Here is a 12,504-nt window from a genome sequence, read left to right on the forward strand (position 1 = left end):
CGCCGCTGCGGTGTGCCCGACGAGATCCTCGCCGAGCCCATCGGGGCCTGACCGGGAGGCCGACGTCGAAGTGCCGAGACGGCGCCGACGGTCTGCGGGCTTGTCGAGAGCCCGGGGGAGCGCCCAGGGGGCACCCCGGGAGTTCCCCGGAGGGCGACCTTGGTCAAGACTCCCTCGAACCTTGGCAAAGAAGTAGTAAAGGACCTCACGCAGGTATATCTGGCGACGAAGGGACGGGTGACGGCACGTCGCACTGCAGGGCCCCGGAGCCGTCGACGAGGAACTTGGTTTTTCTGGAACGGTCACGCGCACGCAAGGATGCGAACCGGCGCCACCACCGGCGTCGTCCTCGTGAGGCAAGAACACCTGAGAACACCACCACCGAAATAGGCGGTGCGTTCCAGCGCGACATCCGGCGACTCGGGGACAGGTCGTCCGTTGCGCAGAGCGCACTTTGCCACTCGACATCCGCTGTTGCCACCACAGCCGCGCATGTCGGTGCAGGCGCTCGGTCTGACCCGGCCGGGCGCCTGTGCCTGTCTGCTCGCCTTTTCGTCAGCCCCAGGACGGGCCCCAGGACGGGCCCAGGGGCCGTCTCAACCACTCCTTCAGAGTGTGTGCCGGCGTGCCGATATGGGGATAACCCGAGATTTCGGGCCCCCGCCAAGGATGGCGGGGTATCGCTCAAGGAAGGCGGCCGACGATGCGTATCCCCGTCGACAGCGATGCCGCGATGCGTACCATCCATCGGCATTGGGAACACCAGCAACAGATCGTCGCGTCGAGTTCGGCGCGCATCGCGACCGGTAGTCGCCTCGTCAGTGCGGTCGATGACGCCGCTGGCCTGGCCATCGCCGAACGGGTACGGAGTCAATTCGAGGGCCTGCGCCAGGCCGGCCGCAACGCCCAGCAGGGCATCAACTTCGTGCAGATCGCCGATAGCACGCTGCAGACGACGACCGATCTCGTGCAGCGCATGCGGGTCATGGCGGTGCAATCGGCCAATGGCACCTACACCGATACTCAGCGTTCGGCGATGCAGCGTTCGGTGGTGTTGACCCTCGACGAATTGGACGCCATCGCCCGGCGCTCCCGCATCAACGACATCGCGGTGCTCGACGGCTCCACCCCGAGGTTGCGCATTCAGGTGGGCCCGAACTCCGCCGATGTCATCGAGGTTCCCTTGCGCGCCGCCGATCACGAGGCCGTGGGCCTGGAGGAGTTGTCCGTCGAAACCCAGGAGAAGGCGGTCTCGGCGCTGGACCGGTTGGACGAGGCCCTCGAGGCGCTCTATGCGCACCGGGCCGAGATGGCCGCCGCCCAGCAGCGAATGGAGCGCGCCATCAAGTCGTTGGGGGTGACGGAGATCAACAGTCGCGAAGCCCATTCGCGCATCGCCGACGCCGACCTGCCCGCCGAGACCGTGCGCATGCTGCGCGCGCAGATCGCCTCCGACGCCGGCGCCGCGATGATGGTGCAGGTGCGGCAGGCGACCCAGCTCGCGGTCGACCTCCTGCTGCCGCAGATCAGCGCCGAGCCCATCGGCGGCGACGGGGAGGCGGCTGGCGGAGCCTCGAACGGTGGCGCACCGCCACCTGCGCCCCTCCCGGCGACGGGCCCGGTGTCCACGCCGGAGTCGTCGGCGGCGGCACCGGTGGCCGCTGCGCCTGGGGTGCCCGAGCCGCATCCGGCCTGAGCTCCCGCTCTCACCAGGGAGATCAACATCTGAGTTCACCGGCCGATGAGGGTCACTGGAGTCCGCCGCAGGAGGAGATTCGTGGGCACAGTTGCCGTCGTCATCATCGCCCGGGACGACGCTCGGGTCATCGAGCGCGCCTTGCTTTCCGCGAAGCCTCACGTGGACGAGCTCGTCGTGCTCGACCTGGGTTCGGTCGACGACACGGCGGAGCGGGCTCGGCGCGTCGGCGCGCGCGTCGAGTCGAGCGTGTGGAGCCGCGATCCCTCGGCGGTGCGCAACGAGGCGCTGGCCCGCTCGGGGGCGGACTGGAATGTCGTGCTGGAGGCCCGCGAGTGGATCGACGGCGGCGGGGCTGGGCTGCGGGCCCTGGCCGAGACGCCGTGCGATCACGTCGGGCTTGTCACGATGATCCCCGGCGATCACGGCCGCGGGCTCTCTCCGGTCGCCCTCGCTCCGCGGCTGTTGCCCGCCGGGGTGCGCTACGCCGGTCGCCGCCCCGAGGAGCCGATGGTCGAGGGCCTGACCCAGTTGCGCACCGGCGTGGTGCTGGCCAGCGACGACCTGGAGCCGGCCCGCTGGCGTTACGACCGCTCGATCACCGAGACCGTGCTGCTGCAGGGGTTGAGCCTGCGCCCGGGCGACCCCGAGATGCTCATGGACCTCGGCGAGGTGGTGCGCGCCGACGGCCGCCTGCTCGCCGCCTACGACGCCTACGCCGAGGCGCTGGAGGGGATGGACCCCGCACATCCGCGCCGACACGAGGTGGTCATCGAAGCCATCGACGTGGCCCGGGCGGCCCGACGGTTTCCGGTCGCGATCGCGCTCATGGACCAGCACATGGCGCAGTGGCGCGACTCCCCGGACTTCGCCTACGTCATCGGCGACCTGTTCTTCGAGATGTTGTTGGCCGACCCGCGGTCGGCCAACGAGTTGGCCCCGTTGGCCCTCAGCTGCTGGACCCGCTGCCTGGAGATGGGGGACCGGCCCGACCTGGCCGGCTCGCTCATGGGTCGCGGCAGCTTTCTGGCCGCGCAGAGCCTCTACGCGCTGTGCCTCGTGCTCGGCCAGCAGGCCGAGGCGAGCCGATGGTGGGACGTCGCGAACCGGCTCCGGTCGCAGGCCAGCCGCAGCGCCTCGCTCCGCTCGGATCAGGCCAACCAGGCCAACGACGGATCGGCGAATTAATAGCAGATCGAAGCGATTTCGTCGCTTAAGACACGCCGAGCCGGGTCGATAGGTGGTCATGACAGCGCCGCGGATCGCCGTGTGCCTCGTCGTCAACGACGAGGTTCGTGACCTGCACGGGTGCCTGCAGTCCGTTCGCCAGCTCGGTCACCTGCTGACCGAGGTGTGCGTGTACGGTGCCGGCGCGACCGAGCAACTCCTCAATGCCGCCCGACAGTCGGGGGCCAAGGTGCACGAGGGGCAGTGGGATGGCGACCTTGCCGCCGCGCGCAATGCCGCCGCGTGCATGACCGACGCGCCGTGGGTGTTGGTGCTCGAGCCGGGGGAGCGGCTGCGCGTCGACATCCCGGCGCTGACCAAGTTGTTGGCCCTGCCAGAGCGGATGGTCGGCGAGCCCGACGCCATCGCCGTCGAGGTCAGCCGGGGCCGGGCGGCGGGGGCGGCCACCCGGGAGCCGCGGGTGTATCGGCCCGAGCGGGCGCACTTCGTCGGGGCGCTGGAAGACCGGCTGGAGCCGATGGAGCCGGGCCGTGAGCTCGTCAGCCTCAACGCGGGCGTCGAGGTGTGCTCGGTGTGGGCCGTCGTGGTGCCCCAGGGCGATCAGCGGGACCGGCTGGTGCGCCGCGTGGCGCGGGCCGACGCGGCGCTGGCCAAGCTGACCAGTGAGGGTATCGGCGGCAACGACCTGGTCACCGCGCTCGTCGAACGGTCCCGCGCCCGTCGCGCCTTGGGCGACGACGACGGCGCGCTGGCCGACCTTAACCGCGCCCGGCGGGTGCGCGCCGGGGAGCCCTACCGCCGCCGCGCCCGCGAGGACCTCACGACCCTGCTCATCGAGCACGGCTACTTCAGCGGCGCGAACAAGCTCATCGCGGAGCTGCGCGCCGACGGGGGCGACGACGACTACAGCGACTGGCTCACCGCTCAGGTGCACGCCGCGCAGGGGCAGGCGCGGGTCGCCTGGGACATTCTGCGCAAGCTGGAGTCGGCGACCTCCTCCGACGGCACCGTCGTCGCGAGCCCGCAGATCCTGACCGAGCAGATGATCATGGCCAACCGCATCGGCGAGCTGGAGGAGGCGCTGGAGTGCTGCGTCGACCTGGTCGCCAAACACGGCCTGGCGCTGCGACACGGGCGGATGCTGCTCAAGCTGTGGGGGCCGCGGTCGGCCGACGGCCTGGCGGACCTGCTCATTCAGGCCGACGCCCGGCACCTGGACGAGGTCGCGGCCGCGCTGTCGGCGCTGCCGGAGCCCGGCCCGTCGGTCGCGCAGGCGCTGCGGGACGTGCGGGCCGAGAAGCCCGCCGCTGTCCGCATCATGTGACCCGACGGGCCCTGTCGCTCGACACCACTGCCCATTCAACCTTTCGGTTGAGGGGGCGTCACGCGCGCTCTGGCGTTCGGTTGAACTCCCCCGGTAGGGCTTGGAGTTGGGCCTGTCGGCGTGGTGGAGTCGACCTTGTCCACCGCGGCGGATGATCGACACGACGTCATCAGGGGAAACGTCGAGGTCGGCTCGTGCCCCGGGGGCGGATGCAGTAGTGCCGTGGGTGGTGGGTTCTGGCAGATCACCATCCACGGCACTGCCGTTGTCGGGGGACTCCCAACTATCGCGGAGACCGGCGGTACAGGCCCTTTCGTCCTTCCCTCGCGCGGCGCGTTGGTGATGAGATGTGTGGCATGGATCTCATGGACCTGCACGACGCGATCAACCTGCGCCTGGCCCTGCTGGACCTGCCGCACGAGGCCGAATCCGACCGTGGCCACGAGGCGGTCGTCTCCCCACTTCTTGCCCGCCAGCGCGAGCTGACCCGCCGCCTCGACGAGCGTCTGCCGCGCGTCGACGAGCGGGTGCAACTCTTCCTCGACGACTACCTGTCCGACGTGTCGCAAGAGGTGCAGCTGCCCCGCACCTCGCTGGTGCTGGATCAACCGGGCCTGGCGCGCGAGCTGTCGCTGCCGGCCGACGGCGACTACTTCTCCTCGTCCCTGGTGCGCAGCTACCGGCTGCTCAACGGGGTGCTGCACAACCCGCACAACGACCGGCGCACGACGGCCGGGGTGTTCCACATCGCCGACGGCGGCCTGCCGGTCAGTCAGGACAAGCTCGTCGTGCCCAAGGGCGTCTTCGCCGCGCTGCTCGACCGGGCCACCCGGCCGCCGCAGGAGTCGATGGTGCTGCCGTACACCTCGCAGCTGCCCGAGCCGGCGGCGTGTTTCGTCTCGCTGCTGCTGCGCCCGCTCGTCTCGCCGGCGGTGCCGGGCGCGGAGGGGGAGCGGCGGATGGAGATCCGGTTCATGGCTCCGGGCAGCCTGGTCAGCAATCTCGACTTCGTCGAGGGCATCTTCGGCAACGGTGGTGACCCGTATCTGCCGGACAACGACGCGGCGATGGCGCCGCAGGGCTGGACGGGGCACACGGGTTACGTCATTCTCGCGCCGCACCTGACGTCGGTGACGAAGAAGGAACTGGGGCTGCCGCATCACGACGACGCGACGCCGCGGCAGCGCCGCGACGGCATGTGCTGGAAGAGCGACGACGAGCTGTACAACAACGGGCAGGCCTTCAAGGCGTGTGCGCGCGACGAGCGGGGCGTCATCGTCACGGTTATCGCCGACAACTACTTCGGCTATTGCAAGAAAGAGGTCAAGACGCAGATCGGCTACTCGGCCAACCTCTCCGGTCAAGCCGAGGAGGAGCACGCCGGCGGGGCGCTGGCCTTTCCCAGTTACGACCTGGGGCAGGAGTACACGGACCGGTTCACCCCGCCGAGCGCGACGGTCGAGCAGGTCGTGCAGCGCGACCCGGAGGCCTTCGAGCTGCAGCCGGAGGGGCACGCGGAGCACGTCGACTATCCGTTCGTGGTGGTGCCGGCGCAGGTGACGTTCAACATGCGTGAGCAGAACGTCACCTGGCCCGGCGACGACGACACCGCGCGGATTCCGCTGCGGGCCGACCGCACGTATTTCAGCCCCGACGGCTATCGGGTGCGGATGCAGCAGCACGCGGACGACCCGACGCAGTGGGCGTTGGTGGGCACGGCGCCGTGGGTGAGTGCTTTCCACAAGCCGAGCACCGTCTCCGGTGGGGGTAAGTCGGAGATCTCGAAGGCGATCACCGACGCGATCAACTACGGCAATGCGTATGTCGCGGACTTCGCGAAAGACATGGCGACGGTCGAGGAGATTCTGGCCAAGGACTTCGGCAACCGGTTCGCCGACCCGCAGCGCCGCGGGCACGACGCGCGGGCGATTCTCGGCCCGGAGCGCAGCGTCGGCTCGGTCATCAAGCTGTTGACGCCGAGCGAACTGTTCACCGACGAGTACAACGCGTGGCTGGAGACGATCCCCTCGCACGTCAAGGAGCTCATCTACGTCATCAAGAGCGCGTACCGGCCGGAGTGGGGGCAGGACTGGCGCAAGCACTTCAGCGTCGGCGTCATCAACGGGCGGCCCGGCAACGCGTTGCGTCTGGATCAGCAGCGGGTGGCGGTGCGCACCCTGCGGGTCGGCTTCGACGAGGAAGGCGCGTGGCGGGTGTTCGGGCTGCGGCCCGATTTCGCCCCGGCGGTCAAGGTGCAGACCGAGGACGACATCACGGCGAGCATCGTCGTGCCGGCGCAGGCGAGCGGCCGGCCGGACGGGTTGTCGGGCAAGGTCGTGGAGAACTGCGAGCGGCTGCTGTTCCAGCGCCCCGACGAGGCGATTCACCGCGGCTACGACAAGCAGGCGGAGCTGGACATCTCGGCCCCTGGCACGTTCTTGTCGAACTTCGAACCGCTGGATCAAGAGGACGCGGTCGAGATGACGCACGACGCGGTGAACTTCAGCCGGTTCACCGGCCCGGTGCAGGAGCTCATCGAGGTGGCCGCGCACGAGGCGGGCGAGCCGCAGGACTACGTCGACGGGCCGGCACACCACAACGGATCACACACGAACGGTTGGGGCGCGGTCGATGGTCGGCTGGCGAGCTACTTCGTGTGTTCGGCGCAGCCGCGGCTGGTCGACGGCAAGCCGAGCAAGAATCCGCGCTACCTGCAGGTGCGCCCCGACCTCTCGCATCCGGTGGCGACGGCCGCGTCGCTGCTGGCGATGCACCTGCACCGGGGGTTGCCGGTCGACGAGCCGCTGCCCTACGTGGTCGACGTCGTCGCTGCGGGCCGGCGCAACAACCCTCCGGAGGAGGGGGTGCCGGCGTTGTGCGCGTTCAACCCGCTGCACTACCTGGAGCTGCCGGAGCTGTTCATGGAGTTCATCAGCTCGATGACCGGCAAGTCGCCGTCGACGACGGGTGCGGGTTCGGAGGGGGCGCTGACGAAGGCACCGTTCAACGCGATGCCGACGACGTACGACCTCAACGCGGCGCTGCTCTCCTACATCCTCACCGGCTACGACGGGTGGATCAGCAGCGCGGGCTACATCGGGCCGCGGGTGCGGGTGGACCACGACATCAGCCTGCTGGTGCCGGAGGTGTTCTCGCGGATGCGCCCGCAGGAGCGGGCGGCGTCGCGGCTCGTGGCCGAGGGCTACCTGGAGCGGGTCACGGACATCGAGATCGACGGCCGGCTCGTGGAGGCGAGTCGGCTGGGGTACCGGATCACGAAGAAGTTCGCGTCGACGTTCTTCGGTCGGATCTTCATGCACCCCGAGGCCGTGTTCACGCCGGAGATGCTGCGCCCGGAGAAGCAGGATCTGGGCATCTTCGTCGACGCGGTCGACGTCATGATCACCACACACGAACGTGTGGCGAAGGGGTACTTCGAGGACGGCACGGCCGACCTGGCGATCCCGCCGCTGCGAGCGCTGCTGGAGATCATGGCGTACGGCAAGACCTCGGACGGGCACACGCTGAGCTCGCCGGAGGTGCGGGAGCTGTTCACCCGCGAGAACGTGCTGGCCAGTGACTGGTACGCGGCGCGGCTGGATGCGCGGCAGGCCGAGGCGGTGCGTCAGGCCGAGCGCGGCGTGGCGACGTTGGCGTCGTTCAACGAGGGTGCGGGTAACGCGCGGGTCGTGGCGCGGCTGGGCTTGGAGGGCCGTTTGGCCGACGAGCGGGAGTACCTGGAGCAGGTGTCGTCGCCGGAGTACCGGGAGGCGCTGGTCGGCACCATCGGCCGTCAGGTCTCGTATCGCTGAGGTTCGTTCGACTGCGCCCGGGTGCCCGCCTGCTTCGGCGGGGCCCGGGCGTTCGTCGTGGTCGCGGCCGTGAGCGGGGTCGTCGTGAGCTTGGTCGTCGTGAGCGGGGTCGCAGGGCGGTGGTGCTTCAGTCGTCGGGCGCCGGGGCCGATGGGGCACGTGACCAGAAGAGAGGGGGAGTGGTCATGGAGATCGTCAACCGGCGCCCGCGCAAACGGGGTCTGTCGGCGCGCGACCGCGAGGTGCTGGAGATCGAGCGGGAGTTCGGCGCGTCGCCGGAGGTGTGGCCGCGAAAGGCCGCGGAGGCGCACCACCGGCTGGGCTTGACCCCGAACGGCTACACGCTGGTGCTGCGCGGACTGGTCGACGACCCGCAGGCGCACGCGGCGGCCCCCGACGTCATCGACGAACTGCGCCGCCTGCGCGACCTCAAGAGCTGACGCCCCGCCGGGCTCAGGTCTCGAGGATGAAGTCCGCGGCGCGCAGCTCGATGACGTGCTCGCCGAGGGTGTGTCCCCGCCTCCGCACCGGTGTTGGGCGATCGCTCAGGTGAATCTCAGGTTAAGCGCAGGTTAACCGATGGGACGGAAACAGCACGCGCTCCTTTGACGTGCTTTCACGGATGAATCTCGAATCAGGAGGATTCACATGTCCCGCCTCGCTGCGCGCCGCCGCATAGCCGCCACCCTTCCTTGCCAGGCGTCGCCGGTCGGCGGCGGGTCGAGGGCAGGGGGTCCCGCGGCCGCCCAGGACCAGGCCCCTGTCGCGTCCGCCGACGTGGTCGGGGTAGGCAACGAGGTCGTCGCGGTGGTGCGGCGGATGATGGTGCGGCTGGTTGCCGCCGCTGTCGCTGTTGTCGGCTGCCCGGTGCTGCTGTCCGACAGCGGGTTGCGCCCGGATTCGTGGGCGACCGCCCAGCCGCCGGCCCCGCACGCCCGTTCGGCCGACGCCGCAGCTGTCGACCCTCCTGACCCTCTCCTGCCGATCCCGGCGCAGTCTGGGGTTGTGGTCAGCGCTGCTCCCGACCATCACTACGTGTCGCCGAACGCCAAGTTCACCGTCACGGGTCGGATCAGCAACGAGGGCGCGGCATTCAAGGATGCAGCTCACGCGCTGCTGGAGCAGAGGTTCGGCGGCGAGTGGGTGCCGGTGGGCAAGCCGGTGAAGGCCGCGGCCGACGGAACGTACGCGCTACCTGCGGTGTCGGAGGACCTGCAGGCGCAGACGAGCTACCGGGTGGTCGTGCCGAGGGGAGGGGCCACGCTCGCGACCTCGAGGGAGTTCACCATCGAGCTGGCGGCCGGCAGGCACACGGCCTTCAAGCTGTTGGGCGGCGCGCGCTGGCAGCCCTGTGCCGGCACGCAGGTGCGCGAGATCAAGTACGGCATCAACCTGGCCTCGATCCCGCCGGGCTACGCCGGCGCCGACGAGGCCGCCAAGCGCGCGGCGATGATTGCTGACGTGGCGGGCGCGGTCGAGCAGCTCGCCCTGGCCACCGGGTTGAAGTTCACGCGTGTCGAGCACGAGCAGCCGATTCCACAGCAGCCTGGGAGCGGCGCCGCGGCCCTGCAGCCGTTTCTCGGCGGTGCCGAGCTGGTGATCGGCTTCGCGGACAATTCGGCGTCGGCCACGTCGACTCTCCTGCCGGCGAAGGTGGGCAGGTCGTCGGGTTGGGGCAGTTACGTCGACACCAACGGCGACGGCTTCATCGACCAGGGCTATGTCGTTCTCGACGCCCGCCATCGGCTGGACGGTGGTTACAAATCCAGTCGCAACGGCACCTGGCAGCAGATCATCATGCATGAGGTGGCACATGCCTCGGGGCTGTCTCATCCCGACGACGCCAAGCAGCTGATGCACCCGCAGATCAACCCCGCACTGACGACGTGGGGTGCCGGCGACCTCAACGGCCTCCAGCGGATAGGTCTCCGTCCGAAGCAGGACAGCCCCAAGCGCATCGCGGGCCTGCGCGGCGACGCCTGCGCCTGACGGTCGGGGGACCGGCGTCCGCACGCCTGCCCAGATGAGAGGTCCCTCATCGGCGCCTCATCGTCGGGCCATTTTCGTCCCGCAGTGTTGGTGATGTCGGCGGAACCGCCGGCTCGGCCGGCGGGGCCAATCCTGCGGCCGTGACACACACGAGGGAGCACCATCATGCGCGTCATCAATCGTCGGAACATCTCCATGGGCCTGGCCGCACTGGTTTCCAGCGGTGCCATGGTCGGGATCAGCGCAATGCCCGCGGAGGCGTCGACGCGGACCTGCAATGGCACGATCAGCAACCGCAGCATCGACGACAACATCCGGGTGCGGCCCGGCGCGACCTGCATCATCAACCGCAGCACAATCGACGGCAACATCAGCGTGGGGGCGAACGCGACGCTGCGCGTCAACCGCAGCACGGTCGACGGCAACATCGAGTCGAACAACCACAAGTGGGTCATCGTCAACAACTCCACCGTCGACGGCAACATCAAGCTGCAGCGCGGTCAGTCGACGACGCTGACCGCCAACCGCGTCGACGGCAACATCGAGCTGCTGCGCAACCGCGGCCGCCAGGCCGTGTCGACCAACCGCGTCGACGGCAACCTCAAGTGCTCCTCGAACCGAAACGCGATCACCGGCGGCCGCAACGTCGTCGACGGCAACAAGGAAGGCCAGTGCCGCCGCCTGTGATGCACGCTTGACACAAACCGGGATCGTCGGCAGATGGGGGGGCCGACGATCCCGGTTTGTGTGAGGCACTGTGTGCGTGCGGTGAATGCGGGTCGCGTCAGCGGAGGAGGTCGGTGGCGGCCAGGTCGATGACCTGGTCGCCGAACTGCAGGCTGACCTGGTCGCAAGGAGTTGCGTCGAGATAGTCGTTGTCGACGATCTGGTTGAAGAGGCGCAGGGTGGGCAAGGGACCGCGCACATCGACGACGAGGTAGTTCGGGATGCCGGCGCGGGCGTACTCGCGGCGCTTGGTGCCGAGGTCGGTGCGCGCGGTCGAGGGGGAGAGCACCTCGACGACGAGGAGGGTGTTGGCCGCGCCGACCCTCAGCTCACCTCCGGGCGAGAGTCGGGCGACCAGCAGATCGGGCAGGCGCAGCGTCGGCGTCGGCAATGGCAGGTCCAAGGCGGCGTGGGCTGCGATGAACCACTCCTGCCGGGACAACCCGCGCGCCCGCAGCAGGTCTTGAAGGCTGGACGCGGCATAGACGTTCTCGTGACTCTCTGGGGGCACCATCACCGGCACGCCGCCGACGAGTTCCCACACGCCTTCCCGGTCGGCGGTCCAGGCGTAGAACTCGGCGACCGTCAGGCTCGTGGCGGTACTCATGCGGCGGCTCCTTCCTGCAATCTCTCAAGTATGCCCGGGGCGGTCCCGACCCGCCGAGCCTAAAACGCGTCGGAGGGGTGCCGCTGGCGCCGGCGCTGCGCCTATGGATAACGCGTCCGCCTGGGCGCTGCCATCTCATGCCCGAGCTCGGCGCGGGATCAATCCGTGAGGTCGGCGGCGGTGAGGGTGAGCGTGTGGGCACCGATCTGCAGGGTGACGATGGCGCCGTCGCCGGCTGGGTCGGCGTAGCGCGGCGTGCCGTCGAGCCCGGCCTCGAATCGGTCGAACAGTGTCAGTCGTGGCGGGTCGGCGGGGGAGCCACCGGTCTCGATGACGAGGTAGGCGGGGATGCCGCCGACGAGCTCGTACGCGTCTTCGTGCTCGTCGCAGAAACGATCCCACTCGTCCAGCGTGAGCGGGCGTAGCGGGGTTTGCAGGCTCATAGCGTGCCTCCTCTCCATTGATCCAGTGTGCCGGGGTGATCCCGGTGCGCCAACCCAATCGCGGCGTGGGCCACCGGCAAAACTCCGGGTCTCAGCTGTGCGCGAGGCGAGCCGATCGGAGGATCGGACCCCGCGCAGCAGATCCATGGACGGAAGGACGTCGACTCGGCCATGCAGATCAATCAGAACATCTCCGCCCTGTTCGCTTACCGCTCTCTGACGAACAACCAGAACGGCGTGTCTACGAGCATGGAGCGGCTGTCGTCCGGGCTGCGGATCAACCGCGCGGCAGATGATGCCGCCGGCCTGGCCATCTCCGAGAACATGCGGACTCAGGTGAACGGCCTCAATCAAGGGGCCCGCAACGCCGGCGACGGCATCTCCCTACTGCGGACCGCAGAAGGTGCGCTGAACGAGACCCACGCGATTCTGCAGCGGATGCGCACGCTTGCCGTGCAGGCGGCGAACGTCGGGGTGATGACCTCGGAGAATCTGCAGATGGTCCAGGTAGAGATGGGTCAGCTGATCGCCGAGATCGACCGCATTGCGTACGAAACCGAGTTCAACGGCACCTCGCTGCTGGACGGTACCTTTCGGGAAAAAAGCTGCAGGTGGGGGCCAATGCCGGCGACACCAAACCAGTGAACATCATCAGCGCCCTCGTCCCGGCCGTCCCGGGTCGCCCGGCGATCCCGCCAGAGCCTGCTGCTGTCGCACTC

Annotated in this window: 10 protein-coding genes; 8 read left to right on the forward strand and 2 right to left on the reverse strand. The window is 69.2% G+C overall.

Annotation, left to right across the window (positions count from 1 at the left end; genetic code table 11):
* Window positions 1-703 precede the first annotated feature (703 nt).
* The 7 genes from KILIM_RS17140 to KILIM_RS17170 all read left to right on the forward strand — a co-directional run bounded on the left by KILIM_RS17140 (window position 704) and on the right by KILIM_RS17170 (window position 10,696).
* A complete protein-coding gene (locus tag KILIM_RS17140) occupies window positions 704-1,696 on the forward strand; it encodes a flagellin (protein WP_006593996.1) in 993 nt (330 codons plus the stop codon).
* 81 nt (window positions 1,697-1,777) lie between these two features.
* Window positions 1,778-2,884: a glycosyltransferase family 2 protein gene (locus tag KILIM_RS17145; protein ID WP_006593997.1), complete on the forward strand. Its 1,107-nt coding sequence runs from the start codon at window positions 1,778-1,780 to the stop codon at window positions 2,882-2,884.
* A 58-nt stretch (window positions 2,885-2,942) separates the two neighbouring features.
* Window positions 2,943-4,208, forward strand: coding sequence for a hypothetical protein (locus tag KILIM_RS17150; RefSeq protein ID WP_006593998.1), 1,266 nt, complete (start codon window positions 2,943-2,945; stop codon window positions 4,206-4,208).
* A gap of 356 nt (window positions 4,209-4,564) precedes the next feature.
* Window positions 4,565-8,020 carry a PPi-type phosphoenolpyruvate carboxykinase family protein gene (locus KILIM_RS17155; protein WP_040563721.1) on the forward strand — a complete coding sequence of 1,152 codons (3,456 nt, stop codon included), beginning with the start codon at window positions 4,565-4,567 and terminating at the stop codon, window positions 8,018-8,020.
* A gap of 185 nt (window positions 8,021-8,205) precedes the next feature.
* Window positions 8,206-8,460 carry a DUF3263 domain-containing protein gene (locus tag KILIM_RS17160; RefSeq protein ID WP_006594000.1) on the forward strand — a complete coding sequence of 85 codons (255 nt, stop codon included), beginning with the start codon at window positions 8,206-8,208 and terminating at the stop codon, window positions 8,458-8,460.
* Window positions 8,461-8,668: 208 nt separating this feature from the next.
* Window positions 8,669-10,009, forward strand: coding sequence for a zinc metalloprotease (locus KILIM_RS17165; RefSeq protein WP_006594001.1), 1,341 nt, complete (start codon window positions 8,669-8,671; stop codon window positions 10,007-10,009).
* Between the two features lie 165 nt (window positions 10,010-10,174).
* Entirely contained in the window at window positions 10,175-10,696 is a 522-nt protein-coding gene (locus KILIM_RS17170) for a hypothetical protein (protein ID WP_006594002.1), read from the forward strand.
* Between the two features lie 97 nt (window positions 10,697-10,793).
* Here KILIM_RS17170 and KILIM_RS22670 read toward each other — a convergent pair whose 3' ends face one another.
* Together KILIM_RS22670 and KILIM_RS17180 are read right to left on the reverse strand one after the other, a co-directional pair.
* Entirely contained in the window at window positions 10,794-11,342 is a 549-nt protein-coding gene (locus tag KILIM_RS22670; protein ID WP_006594003.1) for a Uma2 family endonuclease, read from the reverse strand.
* Between the two features lie 158 nt (window positions 11,343-11,500).
* Window positions 11,501-11,785, reverse strand: coding sequence for a hypothetical protein (locus KILIM_RS17180; RefSeq protein WP_040563723.1), 285 nt, complete (start codon window positions 11,783-11,785; stop codon window positions 11,501-11,503).
* A gap of 171 nt (window positions 11,786-11,956) precedes the next feature.
* On the opposite strand from KILIM_RS17180, the gene KILIM_RS17185 reads away from it, so the two are divergent.
* Window positions 11,957-12,430 (forward strand): flagellin N-terminal helical domain-containing protein, encoded by a 474-nt coding sequence (locus tag KILIM_RS17185; protein ID WP_006594005.1) that lies wholly within the window; start codon window positions 11,957-11,959, stop codon window positions 12,428-12,430.
* Window positions 12,431-12,504 lie beyond the last annotated feature (74 nt).

Origin of the sequence: Kineosphaera limosa NBRC 100340, from assembly GCF_000298215.1 — a bacterium.
Lineage (GTDB): Bacteria > Actinomycetota > Actinomycetes > Actinomycetales > Dermatophilaceae > Kineosphaera > Kineosphaera limosa.

Bases quoted from the DNA above. Each gene is read 5' to 3' on its own strand.
- KILIM_RS17155 (WP_040563721.1), top strand. From the start codon at position 4,565: ATGGATCTCATGGACCTGCACGACGCGATCAACCTGCGCCTGGCCCTG.
- KILIM_RS17180 (WP_040563723.1), bottom strand. From the start codon at position 11,785: ATGAGCCTGCAAACCCCGCTACGCCCGCTCACGCTGGACGAGTGGGAT.
- KILIM_RS17150 (WP_006593998.1), top strand. From the start codon at position 2,943: ATGACAGCGCCGCGGATCGCCGTGTGCCTCGTCGTCAACGACGAGGTT.
- KILIM_RS17185 (WP_006594005.1), top strand. From the start codon at position 11,957: ATGCAGATCAATCAGAACATCTCCGCCCTGTTCGCTTACCGCTCTCTG.
- KILIM_RS22670 (WP_006594003.1), bottom strand. From the start codon at position 11,342: ATGAGTACCGCCACGAGCCTGACGGTCGCCGAGTTCTACGCCTGGACC.
- KILIM_RS17170 (WP_006594002.1), top strand. From the start codon at position 10,175: ATGCGCGTCATCAATCGTCGGAACATCTCCATGGGCCTGGCCGCACTG.
- KILIM_RS17165 (WP_006594001.1), top strand. From the start codon at position 8,669: ATGTCCCGCCTCGCTGCGCGCCGCCGCATAGCCGCCACCCTTCCTTGC.
- KILIM_RS17160 (WP_006594000.1), top strand. From the start codon at position 8,206: ATGGAGATCGTCAACCGGCGCCCGCGCAAACGGGGTCTGTCGGCGCGC.
- KILIM_RS17140 (WP_006593996.1), top strand. From the start codon at position 704: ATGCGTATCCCCGTCGACAGCGATGCCGCGATGCGTACCATCCATCGG.